This is a genomic window from Archangium sp., assembly GCF_057119385.1.
The window spans coordinates 1-14,511 of record NZ_DBNGVP010000215.1 but is presented as its reverse complement, the minus strand read 5'-3'; the positions used below and the strand labels follow the sequence as shown (position 1 = coordinate 14,511).

Sequence of the window (14,511 nt, the reverse complement as noted above, 5' to 3'; positions counted from 1 at the left end):
CCAGAGGCCACGGGGCGAGCAGGTGCGAGAGGTGTCGCGGCTGCTGGCGAACGCGCTGCTGACGGTGGGTACCTCGGGAGCGGGTGCGGTGAAGGCGGTGACGTGGGGCGAGAAGCTCGGCCGGCTGCCGGTGCCCCTGCTGACGCTGACGAAGCGGGGCGAGTTGGTGCTGCGGCTGGTGGCGGTGCCCGGGCGGGCCGTAGCGGTGGCGGGTCAGGGACTGAGCGTCGCCTGGGGCCTGCACCTGGCCAAGGTGGGCTCGGGCGGAGGTGGAGGCTGGGTGCCGCCGGTAGGCGGGCCGGGGCAGTGGGTGCCCAAGAATGAGCGGATGTCGCCGCGCTCACGCGCCTTCCAGCACAAGGTGACGAGGGCGCCCGCGGGCTGGGTGTACCGCGTGTGGCGCAACGGCGAGAAGGCCGACTTCGATGGCTTCGACCTGAACCAGCGCGTCCTGAAGGAGACCAAGGGCCTGGGCTACGACAAGCACTTCGATGCCGACCTCGAACCCAAGAAGTATTTTCAGGGAGCGAGGCGGCTCGTCAGACAAGCCAGGCGGCAAGAGCAGGTGGCCAACGGAATCCCCATTCGCTGGCACGTAGCGGAGCCGCGGATGGCCGGCATTCTCAAGAAGCTGTTCGAGGCGAACAACATCAAGGGGATTGACGTGGTCTACACTGCTCCGTAATCGCTCGGGAATCATGTCACGCACCACAGACAAATACTACGCCGCCGTCTATTGGGTACGTCGCAAGGAGCCCATCGAAGCTTGTGCCCGACGCACCGAAGCCTTTTTCAATCTTCTGTCGCAATGCGATCCCATCTATGCACGCTGGTTCGAGCAGGCGGACTCACGCAAGAAGGCACTGCAACTTCAATTCGAACCTACCTACGAGACCTTCCTGCGATTCTTCAGGCGCAGGAAGTACAATGAGGGGGCATTTGGGTTCAGCTTCAGTGCATGGACGGGGCACGAGGAGCAGGCGCTTGGCGGGATGGCCATGCTCGGTTGTGGCTCGGACGCCGCGACTCCACCGAACAATTGCCTTCTTTACCTGCCCAAAGAGGAACTGGGATTGGAGCGCGTTCTCACCGCACGTGTCCTGGGCCAGGTGATGCGCGCGATGGCGCTGGCGTGGGAGCCGGATTGGGGTGGAGTCTTTTCAGATGCCTATCAGTCCTTGCGTAACGAGCCCGTGGGGCCACCCCGCACGGGATGGCTGATGTACTTCTCGCGTCACTGGGGCCAGGTGCCGCCGCTGCCGGAGCCGGTGCATACCGAGTCCGTGGAGGACAAGGGCACGCTCGTCATCCTCACCCCGGAGCGCTTCGACGGACACGACCCGGCGCATGTGGCTCTGGCCGACCAGGTGCGTACGTTGCTCGATGAGGCGGGATTGGTGAAGGAGTTCAACGCGCCGGAGGGATGAGGGCGGTCCAAACACCGCCCCAGTCCCCGTCAGGACTCCGGCACGGGGGTGGCGCGGCCGAAGTCCCGGAGGATCTCCCCCGCGCCGCGCGAGAGCAACTCCTCGGCGAGCGCCTCGCCCACCGCGAGCGCCGTCTCCACCGGACCGCTGCGCTCGCTCTCCACCACCTTCGTGCCGTCCGGCCGTCCCACCAGCCCTCGCAGGTGGACGGTGCCGCCCTCCACGGTGGCGTGTCCGGCCAGTGGCACGGTGCACCCGCCCTCCAACCGGGCCATGAAGGCGCGCTCGGCCGTCACCGCGATGCGCGTGGTGTCGTCCTCCAGCGCCGCGAGCAGGCCGCGCACTCCGGCGTCCTCGGTCCGGCACTGGATGGCGAGCACCCCCTGCCCCACCGCCGGCAGGCTCACGCTGGTGGGCAGCACCTCGGTGATCTCCGTCTCCAGCCCCAGGCGCTTGAGGCCCGCGAAGGCGAGCACCGCGCCGTGCAGCCCCAGCTCGCGCGTGCGCGCCAGCCGCGTCTGCACGTTGCCGCGCAGGCTGATGATCTCCAGGTCCGGCCGCCGGGCGCGCAGGATGCAGCTGCGCCGCAGCGAGGACGTGCCCACGCGCGCGCCCTTGGGCAGCATCTCCAGCGACAGGCCCGCCGGGCTGCAGAACGCGTCGCGCGGATCCTCCCGCTTGGGCACGGCCGCCAGCAGCAGGCCCGCGGGCAGCACGGACGTCATGTCCTTGAGGCTGTGCACGGCCAGGTCCGCGCGGCCATCGAGCAGCGACTGCTCTATCTCCTTCACGAACAGGCCCTTGCCGCCCACGGTGGACAGGGGCGCGGAGAGGAAGCGGTCTCCCGCGGTGGTCATCTCCACCAGGGTGCACTCCAGTCCGGGGTGCACCTGGGAGAGCAGCGAGGCCACGTGCCGGGCCTGCCAGAGGGCCAGCGGGCTCTGCCGCGTGGCGATGCGTACGGCCTTCATCCCTTGCCTCCGTTGACCACGACGTTGGGGCCGGCCGTCCCCGCGGACGGGGCCGCTTCCTCGAGCCCGAAGAGCTCGGCGGCGGCACCGGCCAGCCGGTTGCCCTCGTGCTCCGGGCCCACCGCGCGCAGCTTCGCCGTGGGCTCGTGGAGCAGCTTGTTGACGATGGCACGCGCCATCGCCTCGACACTCTTGCGCTGCTTGTCCGTGAGGCCGTCACCGATGGTGGCGAGCGTGCGCTCCACCTCGGCCCGGGCGATGGCCTCGCCGCGCTGGCGCAGCTGGGCGAGCACGGGCACGCCGTTGCGCACGGCCCGGTCGCGCACGAAGCGCGCCACCTCCTGGGCCACCAGCACACCGGCCTTCTGCGCCTCCTCGGCGCGGGCGGCGGCGTTCTCCGCCACGAACTTCTGGATGTCGTCCACGTCGTACGCGTGCACCCAGTCCAGCTCCCCCACCTCGGGGGCGATGTCGCGCGGCACGGCCAGGTCCACCATGAAGAGCGTCCGGTGCTTGCGCGCCTTGCCCACCGCGCCCACGTTCTCCTTGGTGAAGATGGGCACCGGCGACGCCGTGCTGCACACCACCACGTCCGCCGCCGTCAGCAGCGTGAACAGCTCCTCGTAGGGACGCGCGGTGGCGCCCACCTCGGCCGCGAGCGCCTCGGCGCGCGCCAGCGTCCGGTTGGCCACCAGCAGCTTCGTGGCACCCGCCTGCTTCAGGTGACGCGCGGCCAGCTCCGCCATCTCGCCCGCGCCCACCAGCAGCACCGTCTTGTCCTTCAGCCCGTCGAACACCTTGCTCGCCAGCGACACGGCAGCGCTGGCCATGGAGGTGGCGGCCCGGCCAATCGCCGTCTCCGTGCGCACCCGCTTGGCGCAGCCGAACGCCGCCGCGCACACGCGCGTCAGCTCGCCGCGCACCGCGCCCACGCCCTGCCCCTTCTCGAAGGCCTCCTTCACCTGGCCCAGAATCTGCGCCTCGCCCAGCACCATGGAGTCCAGGCTCGCCGCCACCCGGAAGAGGTGCACCAGCGCGTCCTCGCCGCGGTGCTCGTACAGGTGCTCCAGCGCCTCCGGGCCGCCCAGCTGCGCCAGCTCCTCGCGGGCGCTCTCGCGCACCCGGTGCATGTCCGGCGCGGCCAGGTACAGCTCCACCCGGTTGCAGGTGGACACGAGGAACGCCTCGTTGGGAGACTGGGCCAGCCGCTGCAGCAATTCCACCTGCCGGGCCTCCGGAAGCGCGAGCCGCTCACGTACCCCGAGCGGTGCCGTCCGGTGCGACAGGCCGATGCACAGGAACTCCATGGCTAGCGCCACCCCCCACTCACGTGGATGAAGTCATACGACGAGAGGAAGGACACCAGCAGCAAGCCAAACCCCGTCATGGTCAACAGCGCGACACGCCGACCCCGCCACCCGCCGAAGGAGCGGGCGCCCACGAGCGCGGCGAACATGGCCCAGGCCACCAGCGTGGCGATCTGCTTGGACGTCCACGTCCAGAAGAAGCCCGGCGCGGCGCTGGAGAAGAAGGCCCCGGTGACGAGCGTCACCGACAGGGCGATGAACCCCACCACCACCAGCCGGCGGTTGAGGGTGTCGAGGAACTCCAGCGAGGGCAGGCGCGAGAAGAGCAGGCCGAAGCGCTTGCCCTTCACCTGCCGCTCCATCAGCAGGTACATGAGCGCCACGCCCGCGGCCACCGCCGAGGCCGCCACGCCCAGCAGGGCGATGGTGATGTGCACCGGCAACAGGGGCCGCTGCACCTCCGGGCTCAGCACCTGTCCCCGGTCCAACAACAGGCCCGGCAGCAGCACGGCCACCGCCAGCGGGGTGATGAAGGCGCCGATCACCGGCTTGCGGTAGCACACGTCCACCACCAGGAAGATGGCCAGCAGCAGGAAGGCGAAGGTGGAGAAGCCCTGGGCCACCCCGACCGGACGGCCTCCCTGCGCGCCGAAGAGCCCGACGAGGGCCACGCCGTGCAGGGCCAGCCCCGTGCCCACCAGCACACGGCCGCCGGTGGCGAGCGCGTCCATCTGCCGGACGAGGTAGACCAAGTAGACCAGCGCCGCGACGACATAGGCGTGGCAGGCGAGGGAGACCAGCGCGTGGTTCATGGTGGTGACAACCTGATGGACCGAGTACGTCAGCCCATTTTGTTCAGAAGGAAGGCGGCGAGAAGATCCGTCTCGGAGCCTGGCTTGCCGTCCGCCGAGCCAGCATCCGAGGGAGAAGGGACCTCGGCCACATAACCGGGGACGACCTCGTATGCCGTATCTCCGAGCAGCACGGAGTCGGCCATCTGCTCGGCCCCCAGGGCCTGGAGCTGGGCCTCGGTCTTCACCCGGGCCACCAGGTCGTTGTCATCCTCACCGGTGACGAGCTGCACGATGTGCACCGCGGGTGTCACCGGGTACACACCTTCCTCACCGGTCACCACCAGCACCCCGTCCTTCACGTCCGCTTTGTCCTCCAGTGCCCACTCCTCGAGCTGGGTCTGGGGAAGGAAGAGCCTCATCACCACGCTAGCTTACACCTCATCGCCCCGAGCCGAAGCGTCATCTATCAAGACCCGGAACGGCTTGCGACGCTTCCGCCCCGGCCGCATCTAAGCAGGCAAAGGACCTGGTAGCGGGTTCTTGCAGGCTCACCGGGCACGTACTAGAGCACGCGCCCCTCTGCTTGGCTGCACGCCGAAGGAGACACCATGGCAGGCGCTGACGTGATGAACATCGGGGACGCGGAATTCGACAAGGAAGTGCTCAAGTCCGACCAGCCGGTGCTGGTGGATTTCTGGGCCACGTGGTGCGCCCCGTGCCGGGCCATCGCTCCCGCGATCGAGGAGCTGGCCACCCAGTACAAGGGCAAGGTGAAGGTCGCGAAGATCGACATCGACAACAACCAGCAGGTCGCCGAGCAGTACGGCATCCGCTCCATCCCCACGCTGCTCATCTTCAAGAACGGCGCGGTGGCGGGGACGATCGTCGGCGCCCTGCCCAAGGCGAAGATCGAGGCGGCGATCCAGAAGGTGATGTAGGCCCCGCCCCGGCCCGCGCGGAGTGCCCCCCGCGGAGTTTCCAACGGGGGTCTCCGCGTGGGCGGCTCACTCGCCGCGCCAGGTGTCCGTGGGGTTGTTGGCCTTGAGGAGCTCCCACGCGGCCAGCGCGTCCACCACCCGCTCCAGCTCGTTGGGCAGGCCGCGGGCGCGGTTGGAGCGCAGGTACTCCTCGGCGAAGGTGCGCAGCCGCATGTCCAGGAAGAGGCGTGCCAGCGACACCTCCGTCTGTCCGTAGAACTCCTCGAAGCGGATGCCGAAGCCGGTGGGGTCGTCCTCGCGGCGCGGACGCTGCTCGCGCACGATGCGAGCCCGCGCCTCCACCGGCGCCGCCCCCGCCTCCAGCGAGAAGCGCACCCGCAGCTCGGTGTCCATGGGCAGGAAGAAGGAGCTCTCCAGGAAGGCCCCGCCCACGCTCACGTTGGCCGAGCGCAGGGTGGCGGTGAAGCGCCGATCTCCCTCTTCATCGATCCACAGCTCGAAGTTCGTGGCGAGCCGGGCGCGCGGGAAGTGCCGGTGCTCCACCTCCTCGTCCGCCCCCACCTCGATGATGGGGGAGAAGAAGCTCCGGGGAGCGCCCGGGCTCGGGGCCGCCGGAGCGCGGCCGGGCAACGGGGCGGGCCGCGAGGGCGTCACCGTGGGGATGGGCCGGCGGGACGGTTCCACGCGCGGTGCGGGCGCGGCGGGTGGCGCCGCCCGGGCCGGCTCGGGACGCGGGGCCTCTTGGACCTCCGTGCGCTCGGTGTCTTCTGCCTGGCCGGGAGCCTTCTTCCGGGAGCCCTTCCTGTCCATCTTCTCCTCCGGGGGAACGGACTCAGATTTCCATACCCCAACCGGTGGGTTTCATACACCATGCGCCGCCTCGTCCGCGCGCGGAGATTGTGATGCTGGGAAACCTCCTGAAGCCCGAGTTCGACGCGCTCATCGCCGCCAAGGACTGGAATGCCCTGCGGGATGCGTTCTCGGACATGGATCCAGCCGACGTGGCCGAGGTGCTCGAGGACCTGCCCGCCGACGAGAGCGGCATCATCTTCCGGCTGCTGCCGCGCGACATGGCGGCGCTCGTCTTCGAGTACCTGCCCCCGCACCAGCAGTCGGAGATCGTCGTCACGCTGGGCCGCGAGCAGCTGAAGAACCTGCTGGACGAGATGGCGCCGGACGACCGGACCCGCCTGCTGGAGGAGCTGCCGGCCGAGGTGACGAAGCGGCTGCTCACCTCGCTGTCGCCGGACGAGCTGAAGGTGGCCCGCAACCTGCTGGGCTACCCGGAGAAGAGCGCCGGCCGGTACATGACGCCGGAGTACCTCACCATCCCGGGCAACCTGACGGCGGGTGAGGCGCTGGCGTACGTGCGCTCGCACGGGCAGGGCCGCGAGACGCTGCACGTGCTCTACATCGTGGACGAGAAGGGCCGGCTGTTGGACGACGTGCGGCTGGCGTCGCTGGTGCTGGCGGGTCCGGACACGAAGGTGACGGACATCCACGACAGGCAGCTGGTGAGCATCCCGGCCACGGCGGACCGCGAGGAGTTCATCAGCATGTTCGAGAAGTACGACCGGGTGGCGCTGCCGGTGACGGACTCGCAGGGTGTGCTGGTGGGCATCATCACCGTGGATGACGTGCTCGACGCGGCCGAGGAGGAGGCCACCGAGGACATCCAGCGCATCGGCGGTATGGAGGCCCTCGAGGCGCCCTACCTGGACATCGGCATCACCGGCATGCTGCGCAAGCGCGTGGGCTGGCTGACGGTGCTCTTCGTGGGGCAGATGTTCACCGCCACGGCCATGGCCCACTACCAGGACGCCATCGCCCAGGCGGTGTTCCTCAGCGCCTTCGTGCCGCTCATCATCTCCTCGGGAGGCAACTCGGGCTCCCAGGCCACCTCGCTCATCATCCGCGCGCTGGCGGTGCGCGACGTGGAGCTCAAGGACTGGTGGAAGGTGGCCATGCGGGAGGCCGCCAGTGGCGTCGCGCTGGGTGTCTTCCTGGGGCTACTGGGACTGTTGCGCATCCTCATGTGGCCGCAGCACGAGGTGGTCTACGGCCCCCACTACGCGTGGGTGGGAGTGGCCGTGGGCCTGAGCGTGGTGGGCGTGGTGATGTTCGGCACGCTGTGCGGCTCGATGCTGCCCTTCCTGCTGCGCCGGTGCGGGTTGGATCCCGCCACCGCCTCGGCGCCCTTCGTGGCCACGCTGGTGGACGTCACCGGCGTGGTCATCTACTTCACCGTCGTCACCACCATCCTCACCGGCCGCGCGCTGTAGGCCACGGCCGGGGGGCTCGGAGGACAGCGGGCTCAGAACATGTGGCGGCGCATGCTGATGTTCACCAGCAGCCCGATGCTGAGCATCACGCTCACCAGCGAGGAGCCGCCGTAGCTGAGCAGCGGCAGGGTGATGCCCGTCACCGGCAGCAGGCCGATGACCATGCCGATGTTCTCGAACACCTGCCAGAAGAGCATGGCCACCACCCCCACCGCGGTGAAGGCGCCGAACCGGTCCCGGGCGTTGAAGCCCACCCCCAGGCCGAAGGTGAAGATCAGCCCGTAGAGCACCAGCAGGAGCACGCACAGGACGAAGCCCTGCTCCTCGGCCCACACGGAGAAGATGAAGTCCGTGTGCTGCTCGGGGAGGAAGGACAGGCCCGTCTGCGTCCCCTCCTTCCAGCCCTTGCCGGACATGCCTCCGGAGCCCACGGCGATCTTCGACTGCGCCGCGTGGTAGCCGCTGCCCCGCAGGTCCGACTCCGGATCCAACCACCCGGAGATGCGCTTGCTCTGGTGCGGCTTGAGCATGTGCCGGACGATGGTGGTGCGCGGCTCGGGCACGTCGCGCACGTAGTCGTTCCAGATGATGAAGGCCCCGGCGAGGATGCCCGCCATCATCACCGCCACCAGGTACCAGCGCACCTTGCCGAACAGGATGACCGTCAGCGAGGACAGGAAGATCATCAGCGCGGTGCCCAGGTCCGGCTGCACCAGCACCAGCACGAAGGGCACCATCACCACGGCCACCGGCTTCACCAGCCGCTTGAGGCCGTAGGAGCCGTCTCCGGGCTTGAAGTCGTCGTGGTACACCTTGGCCAGCATCAGCAGCACGCCGATCTTCATGAACTCGGCGGGCTGGACGCGGATGGGGCCCAGGACGAACCAGCTCTCGGCGCCCTTGGCCTTGTGGCCGATGAAGCGCAGCGCGATGAGCGCCAGGATGTTGGCGATGTAGATGGGCAGCGCCATCCGGTGCAGGACGCGGTAGTCCACCAGGCACACCACCATGGCAATGCCCAGGCTGACGCCCAGGTAGAGGGCCTGGCTGGTCCACACCGGCGAGGCCTGCGCGCGCGAGGCCGAGGCCAGGTTGTAGATGCCCAGCCCCGACACCGCGAGCACGCTCAGCAGCAGCCCCCACGGAATGTGGGGCACCATGCGGCGCTCAATCCGCAACTGCATCATCGCCTCCAGCCACCGCGGTGCGGGTGAGCACGTCATTCACGCTCGGCGCGTCCGGCAGCGTCGAGACGTAGGGCGTGTTCTGCCGAGGAGGCGGGTTGGCCGCGTCCTGCTTCTTCAAGTCGAAGTACTTCTTCATGACCGCCATGGCGGTGGGCGCGGCGTCCGCGCCACCGTGGCCACCGTGCTCGTTGATGACGACCACGGCGAGCTCCGGATCCTCCGCGGGCGCGAACCCGGCGAACCACGCGTGGTCGCGCTGGAAGAAGTCCATCTGGTGCGTCTTGAGACGCACCGCGCCCAGCGTGGCCACCTGCGCGGTCCCCGTCTTGCCCGCCACCGAGATGCCCTGCAGCCCCGACTGCACCATCGCCCTGTAGGCCGTACCACCCGGAATCATCGCCGTGGCGAACAGCCCCTCCACCACCGCCTTGCGGTGCGCCTCCGGAATCTCGATCGTGTTCACCACCTGCGGGTTGAACTGCTGGAGGACCTCTCCATCCAGGCCCTCCACGCGCTCGACGAGCTGCGGCTTGTACAGCGTGCCTCCGTTGGCGATGGCCGCGTACACCATGGCCATCTGCAGCGGCGTCACGTTGTCATCGCCCTGGCCAATCGCGCTGTTGAGCGCCATGCCCTTGGTGTAGCCACCCGGGGACGCCTTGTTGTGGTACTCGCTGCTGGGCATGATGCCCGGCACCTCGGCGAGCACGCCGATGCCCGTGGGCGCCCCCAGGCCCAGCGCCTTGCCCATCTCGGAGATGGGGTCCAACCCGATCGTGTCCGCCACCTTGTAGAACCAGGTGTCACACGAGTACTGCAGCGCCGTCTTGCCGTTCACCGGCCCATGGCCACTGTCCTTGTGGCAGCGCCACAGACGCGCGCCCAGCCGGTAACCGCCCGGGCACGTCACCACCGTCTCCGGCCGGAAGAGGCCCGACTTGTAGGCCGCCAGCGCCGTAATCACCTTGAAGGTGGAGCCCGGGCTGAAGTGGTCCGCGGAGATGCGGTTGATCATCGGCTGGAGCGGATCCTTCGCCAGCGAGGCCATCTGCGACGGCGTGATGCGGCCGGTGAGCAGGTTGGGATCGAACCCCGGGCGCGACACCACCGCGCGGATGAGGCCCGTCTTCACGTCCACCGCCACCACCGCGCCCGCGGCACCGGGGAAGGCGCGCTCGGCCTCCTCCTGCAGACGCATGTCGATGGACAGCACCAGGTTGTTGCCCGGCCGCGAGGGCACCACCGCGTCATTGCCCAGCTTGTCGCTGAACTCCTCGAGCACCCGGCCACGCGCGTTGACGACTTCCTTGCGCACGCCGTCCGTGCCCCGCAGCGTGGACTCGAAGTAGCGCTCCAGGCCGCGCCGGCCGATGTAGTCACCCAGCGCGTAGTACGCGCCCTCGGACTTGAGCTTCTCCAGCTCCTCCGTGGTGATCTCGTTCATGTACCCGAGCACGTGCGCGAGCACGCTCCCGGTGCGGTAGTTGCGGTGCGGCACCGGCACCACTTCCACGCCGTCCAGCATGTCGCGCCGGGCGTTGATGCGGTCGTACTCGTCCCGCGACAGATCGATTCGCACCGGCAGCGGCTGGAAGGGAGCCGTGCGGCGCGCCGCCTTGATCTGATCCTCCATCTTCTTGCGCGTGGGCTCGTCCCAGCCGAGCAGCTCGCCCAGGCGCGGCAGCACCTCGTCGGCGCAGTTGGTGCAGAAGGCCGGGGTGATGAAGGCGTCGAAGGACGGACGGCTGTCCACGAGGATGGTGCCGCGCCTGTCCTTGATGAGACCGCGGTCCGCGCGCAGGCGCACCTCCTTGACGAAGTTCGCCACGCTCTTGGCGGCGTACTCCTCGCCCTGGGTGATCTGCAGGCGGTAGAGCTGGACCGCGAGCGCCACCATGCCGGCGATCATGGCCAGACCCACCCACACGAAGCGGCGCTTGAGATCGCGCCCTGGAGTCGTCTCGGACAGCGTCGGAGGCGTCAACGCAGCAACCCCGTGGAAGAGGAACGGTCCTGCGACGCCTCGAAGCGCCGCAACAGAGGATAGAGGAACAGCGCCGCCACGCCCGTGAGCGTCACCTGCAGCGGCAGGCCCGGCAACAGCGACGAGGCCACGCCGCCTTCCTTCGTGGTCAGCCACGTGAAGAAGCTGGCGAGCAGCCCGTGGCCCACGTCCGCGCCCATGGCGAAGAGGACGAAGGCCGCGCGGCCGCGCACCTCCACCAGGCTCACCACCAGCTTGCCCACCAGGAAGGTCAGCACGGCCAGGAAGGTGAAGAGGCCCGTGGGCTGGCCGCTCATCAAGTCCAGCAGGTAGCCCACCGAGAAGGAGGAGATGGCCCCCTCCAGGGTATTGGCGCGCACGGCCAGGAAGGCCACGAGCACCACCGTCACGTCGATGCGGCTGATGGCCAGGCCGAGCTGCTGCACCACCACCGACTCCAGGGTGAGCAACAGCAACGCCAGCGCGAAGGTGACCAGGAACTTCATCTAACGCTCACCTCCGGAACCACCGGCGGGCCCCTGCACCATGGCCCCGAACGGGTTGCCCATCACCAGCACCTCCTCCAACCGCGTGGTGTCCACCGCGGGCTCCACGTCCCCGCCCAGGAACATGCCGTGCTCCGTCTTCTCCAGGCGCGTCACCTTCCCCACCACCAGCCCCGGCGGGTACACCCCGTCCGTGCCCGAGGTGATGATCTGATCACCCTCCTGGACATCCTCGGTGCGCAACATGTTCTCCAGCCGCAGCGGACCCTTGCCCGCCCCGGCCGCCGTGCCCCGCGCCCGCGAGCGCTGCACCCGCACGCCCACCCGGCTCTGCAGATCCGTCACCAGGGCCACGTCCGCCCACCCGCCCGTGGCACGCACCACCTGGCCGATGATGCCGTCCGGCGTCACCACGGACATGCCGCGGAACACGCCGTCCTTCTCGCCCCGGTTGATGCGCACCGACAGCAGCTTGGCCACCGGGTTGACGCCGATGACGCGCGCCGGAATCTCCGGCCCCGGCGCCGCCTCCGCGTAGCCGAGCAGGCCTCGCAGCCGCTCGTTCTCCGCCCGTGTCTCGCCCAGGGCCTGCACGGTGGCCCGCAACTGCAGGTTCTCCGCGCGCAACTCCTCGTTGGCCTGGCGCACCTCGCGCAGGTCGATGTAGCCGTACACCACGGCCTTGACCCCATCGATGAGGCCAATCAGTCCGCGTTGCAGGGGGGCGGAGACACCAATGACCGCCCGGTCCACGAAATTGGGGTCGCGCCCGCGCCGCCCCGTCGTCAGGAAAGCCCCGAACGGGTACAGCAGCAGCACACCCACGATGAGAAGCGTTCGGTAGCGCTTGAGAAGCGACAGCACTTCGTGAAGGTCCGTGTAGGAGAGAGGGAGCGGCAGCTACGACAGGGGGGCTCGCTAACTACTCTGAATCGCTTGCATTTTCCGGGGTGTTGCTCTAGGCAGTCAAGGTCTTCACGGAGGGTGGCGTTTCATCGTCCACCATCCGACCGGGCACCCAACACACGCGCGCCGCGAATCCTTCCACGGGGGGACCATCCGGCGCGTCTCAAGGCAAAAGGCATCATGAAGGACGCTCTCGAGCCGCGGAAGATCGCCGTCTACCTCTTCATCATCGCGATCGCGGTGGTGTTCACCCTCCAGTTCGGACCTGGCAGCTCGGGGTTCGGCCGAGCCAACCCGGCGGGCGCCCCGCCGTCGTCCGCCGCGGACGTCAACGGCAGGGAAATCTCCCTGATGGATTTCCGGCGGGAGTACGTGAACCAGCTGCAGTACCTGCGCTCGCAGGGCCAGCCGGTCTCCGAGGCGATGGCTCGCCAGTTCGGTCTCCCCCAGTCCGTGCTGGACCGGATGGTGAACACGGAGCTCCTGGCCCAGGCGGCCGAGCGCAACGGGGTGAAAGCCTCGGATGAGGAGATCCTGAAGATCCTCCAGCAGCGGCCCGACTTCCAGAAGGACGGCCAGTTCGACTACGGCACGTACCAGCAGATGCTCCGGGACTACTACCGGCAGACGCCCGCGGACTTCGAGGAGGGCCTCCGCCGGCAGCTGACGGCGCAGAAGATGATCGGCCTGGTGCAGAGCGGCGCGGTGGTGTCGGACGACGAGGTCCGGGCCCGCTTCGACAAGGAGGGCAACCAGGCGCGCATCGTGTTCGCCCGCTTCCTGCCCAGCATGTACGCCGACAAGGTGCCGGCCCCGAGCGCCGCGGACCTGGCCGCCTACAAGCAGGCCCACGAGAAGGAGATCAAGGACTACTACGAGGCCAACCGCTTCGTGTACCAGCAGCCGGAGCGCATCCGCGCGCGGCAGATCCTCGTGAAGGTGGCCCCGGACGCCACGCCGGAGGCGAAGGCCAAGGCGATGGAGCGGGCGCAGGCGCTGCTCAAGGAGATCCAGGGCGGCAAGGACTTCGCCGAGGTGGCCAAGGCCAGCAGCGAGGACACCGCCACGAAGCCGAGCGGCGGGGACCTGGGCTGGGTGGAGCGCGGCAACTGGGAGCCGGCGCTGGCCAACGCGGCCTTCGCGCTCGAGGCGGGCCAGGTGACGCAGCCGGTGGAGACGAAGTTCGGCGTGCACCTGGTGAAGGTGGAGGAGAAGAAGCCGGCGCAGGACAAGGCGCTGGAGCAGGTGCAGGACGAGATCGCCACCACGCTCTACAAGAAGGACAAGGCGAAGGAGACGGCGCGCGCCGAGGCGGAGAAGGCGCTGGCCACGGTGAAGGGCGGCAAGACGATCTCCGAGCTGTTCAAGCCGGAGAAGGAGCAGCCGGCGCTGCTGCGCTTCGAGACGGAGACGCGGCCGGAGGCGGTGCAGACGGACACGTTCAACGCGGCCAGCATCAACGTGCCGCACCTGGGCCCGGCGCCGGAAGTGCTCACGGCGGTGTTCGCCAGCAAGGGTCCGCAGGTGCTGGACCAGGTGTTCCCAGTGGGCGATGGCTTCGTCATCGCCCAGGTGACCGAGCGCCAGCTGGCGGATGACACCCACTTCGCCCAGAAGAAGGAGGATCTGCGCAAGCAGGCCGTGCAGGCCAAGCAGTACGAGGTGGCCGACTCCTTCCTCAAGTCGCTGCGCAAGAGCGGCCAGGTGACGACCAACACCGCGGCGCTCGACCAGGTCACCGGCGGGTAGGCGTCACGGGAGGCCCGGCCTCTCGGACCAGGGGGCGTCTCCCTTCGGGGGGGCGCCCCCTTTGCGTTTCCTGGCGGTGAGGCGCTTCAAGGGGGACCAGCTCTCTTCGTGCCCCAGTGGTAGACGTCTACCAGTGATGTGGGATGAGGTGCGTCTTAATTTCAGTGAGTTTGAAGTTGTATGTCAAATGCACTGGTAGACGTCTACCACTGAGCGGCGTTCCGTCTCGAAGGGCCCATCAGGAGAGGCAACGGGTCATGTTAGCCTCCGGACTTCGGAGGTAACCCCAGTGAAGAGAGCGTGGGTGTACAGACTGCCCGAGGCCGGGGAGCGGGTGGGCCAGTACCGGGTGGTGGGCCCGCTGGGCCAGGGCGGCCAGGGCCACGTGTTCCTGGCCGGGTGGGAGGGCCGCTCCTATGTCCTCAAGTTCTTCCGCTCCCTGCCGGTGAGCCACTCGGGG

General features: G+C 68.8%; 14 protein-coding genes. 5 read left to right on the top strand and 9 right to left on the bottom strand.

The window, feature by feature from the left end; translation table 11 throughout:
• Both AC16DP_RS49000 and AC16DP_RS48995 read left to right on the top strand, forming a co-directional pair.
• Positions 1-685 (top strand): Tox-REase-5 domain-containing protein (locus AC16DP_RS49000; RefSeq protein WP_483957106.1); only part of this gene is annotated, 685 nt, incomplete at its 5' end.
• Positions 686-698: 13 nt separating this feature from the next.
• Positions 699-1,427, top strand: a complete 729-nt coding sequence (locus AC16DP_RS48995) for an immunity 52 family protein (RefSeq protein ID WP_329732709.1) — start codon at positions 699-701, stop codon at positions 1,425-1,427.
• Between the two features lie 29 nt (positions 1,428-1,456).
• On the opposite strand, the gene hemC is transcribed toward AC16DP_RS48995, so the two are convergent.
• From hemC to AC16DP_RS48975, 4 genes are read right to left on the bottom strand one after another with little or no spacing between them, the layout of a single operon-like run.
• The gene (hemC, locus tag AC16DP_RS48990; RefSeq protein ID WP_329732708.1) at positions 1,457-2,398 is read right to left on the bottom strand and encodes a hydroxymethylbilane synthase; all 942 of its coding nucleotides are present in this window, start codon (positions 2,396-2,398) and stop codon (positions 1,457-1,459) included.
• Positions 2,395-3,705 carry a glutamyl-tRNA reductase gene (hemA, locus tag AC16DP_RS48985; RefSeq protein WP_329732707.1) on the bottom strand — a complete coding sequence of 437 codons (1,311 nt, stop codon included), beginning with the start codon at positions 3,703-3,705 and terminating at the stop codon, positions 2,395-2,397. Before hemA ends, hemC begins: the two co-directional genes overlap by 4 nt.
• 2 nt (positions 3,706-3,707) lie before the next feature.
• Positions 3,708-4,517 carry a cytochrome C assembly family protein gene (locus AC16DP_RS48980; RefSeq protein ID WP_329732706.1) on the bottom strand — a complete coding sequence of 270 codons (810 nt, stop codon included), beginning with the start codon at positions 4,515-4,517 and terminating at the stop codon, positions 3,708-3,710.
• A 29-nt stretch (positions 4,518-4,546) separates the two neighbouring features.
• Positions 4,547-4,918: a hypothetical protein gene (locus AC16DP_RS48975; protein ID WP_329732705.1), complete on the bottom strand. Its 372-nt coding sequence runs from the start codon at positions 4,916-4,918 to the stop codon at positions 4,547-4,549.
• A 189-nt stretch (positions 4,919-5,107) separates the two neighbouring features.
• On the opposite strand from AC16DP_RS48975, the gene trxA reads away from it, so the two are divergent.
• Positions 5,108-5,437 carry a thioredoxin gene (trxA, locus tag AC16DP_RS48970; protein WP_047859014.1) on the top strand — a complete coding sequence of 110 codons (330 nt, stop codon included), beginning with the start codon at positions 5,108-5,110 and terminating at the stop codon, positions 5,435-5,437.
• A gap of 66 nt (positions 5,438-5,503) precedes the next feature.
• On the opposite strand, the gene AC16DP_RS48965 is transcribed toward trxA, so the two are convergent.
• Positions 5,504-6,247: a PilZ domain-containing protein gene (locus tag AC16DP_RS48965; RefSeq protein WP_329732704.1), complete on the bottom strand. Its 744-nt coding sequence runs from the start codon at positions 6,245-6,247 to the stop codon at positions 5,504-5,506.
• A gap of 92 nt (positions 6,248-6,339) precedes the next feature.
• Between AC16DP_RS48965 and mgtE the strand changes: the two genes are divergently transcribed.
• Positions 6,340-7,719, top strand: a complete 1,380-nt coding sequence (gene mgtE, locus AC16DP_RS48960) for a magnesium transporter (protein WP_329732703.1) — start codon at positions 6,340-6,342, stop codon at positions 7,717-7,719.
• A gap of 32 nt (positions 7,720-7,751) precedes the next feature.
• Here the strand turns inward: mgtE and rodA are convergent, their stop codons facing one another.
• The 4 genes from rodA to mreC are packed head-to-tail and all read right to left on the bottom strand — an operon-like array spanning position 7,752 to position 12,260.
• Positions 7,752-8,903, bottom strand: a complete 1,152-nt coding sequence (rodA, locus tag AC16DP_RS48955; protein WP_483957107.1) for a rod shape-determining protein RodA — start codon at positions 8,901-8,903, stop codon at positions 7,752-7,754.
• Positions 8,887-10,890, bottom strand: coding sequence for a penicillin-binding protein 2 (gene mrdA / locus AC16DP_RS48950; RefSeq protein WP_329732702.1), 2,004 nt, complete (start codon positions 10,888-10,890; stop codon positions 8,887-8,889). Before mrdA ends, rodA begins: the two co-directional genes overlap by 17 nt.
• Positions 10,887-11,396, bottom strand: coding sequence for a hypothetical protein (locus AC16DP_RS48945; RefSeq protein ID WP_329732701.1), 510 nt, complete (start codon positions 11,394-11,396; stop codon positions 10,887-10,889). Before AC16DP_RS48945 ends, mrdA begins: the two co-directional genes overlap by 4 nt.
• Complete coding sequence (mreC, locus tag AC16DP_RS48940; RefSeq protein ID WP_329732700.1) at positions 11,397-12,260, bottom strand: rod shape-determining protein MreC; 864 nt, start codon at positions 12,258-12,260, stop codon at positions 11,397-11,399.
• A gap of 222 nt (positions 12,261-12,482) precedes the next feature.
• Here mreC and AC16DP_RS48935 point away from each other — a divergent pair, with 222 nt between their 5' ends.
• Positions 12,483-14,051 carry a peptidylprolyl isomerase gene (locus AC16DP_RS48935; protein ID WP_329732699.1) on the top strand — a complete coding sequence of 523 codons (1,569 nt, stop codon included), beginning with the start codon at positions 12,483-12,485 and terminating at the stop codon, positions 14,049-14,051.
• The last annotated feature ends 460 nt before the right edge of the window (positions 14,052-14,511 follow it).

Coding starts and splice junctions, on each gene's coding strand:
- AC16DP_RS48995 (WP_329732709.1), top strand. CDS start 699: ATGTCACGCACCACAGACAAATACTACGCCGCCGTCTATTGGGTACGT.
- hemC (WP_329732708.1), bottom strand. CDS start 2,398: ATGAAGGCCGTACGCATCGCCACGCGGCAGAGCCCGCTGGCCCTCTGG.
- hemA (WP_329732707.1), bottom strand. CDS start 3,705: ATGGAGTTCCTGTGCATCGGCCTGTCGCACCGGACGGCACCGCTCGGG.
- AC16DP_RS48980 (WP_329732706.1), bottom strand. CDS start 4,517: ATGAACCACGCGCTGGTCTCCCTCGCCTGCCACGCCTATGTCGTCGCG.
- AC16DP_RS48975 (WP_329732705.1), bottom strand. CDS start 4,918: ATGAGGCTCTTCCTTCCCCAGACCCAGCTCGAGGAGTGGGCACTGGAG.
- trxA (WP_047859014.1), top strand. CDS start 5,108: ATGGCAGGCGCTGACGTGATGAACATCGGGGACGCGGAATTCGACAAG.
- AC16DP_RS48965 (WP_329732704.1), bottom strand. CDS start 6,247: ATGGACAGGAAGGGCTCCCGGAAGAAGGCTCCCGGCCAGGCAGAAGAC.
- mgtE (WP_329732703.1), top strand. CDS start 6,340: ATGCTGGGAAACCTCCTGAAGCCCGAGTTCGACGCGCTCATCGCCGCC.
- rodA (WP_483957107.1), bottom strand. CDS start 8,903: ATGCAGTTGCGGATTGAGCGCCGCATGGTGCCCCACATTCCGTGGGGG.
- AC16DP_RS48945 (WP_329732701.1), bottom strand. CDS start 11,396: ATGAAGTTCCTGGTCACCTTCGCGCTGGCGTTGCTGTTGCTCACCCTG.
- AC16DP_RS48935 (WP_329732699.1), top strand. CDS start 12,483: ATGAAGGACGCTCTCGAGCCGCGGAAGATCGCCGTCTACCTCTTCATC.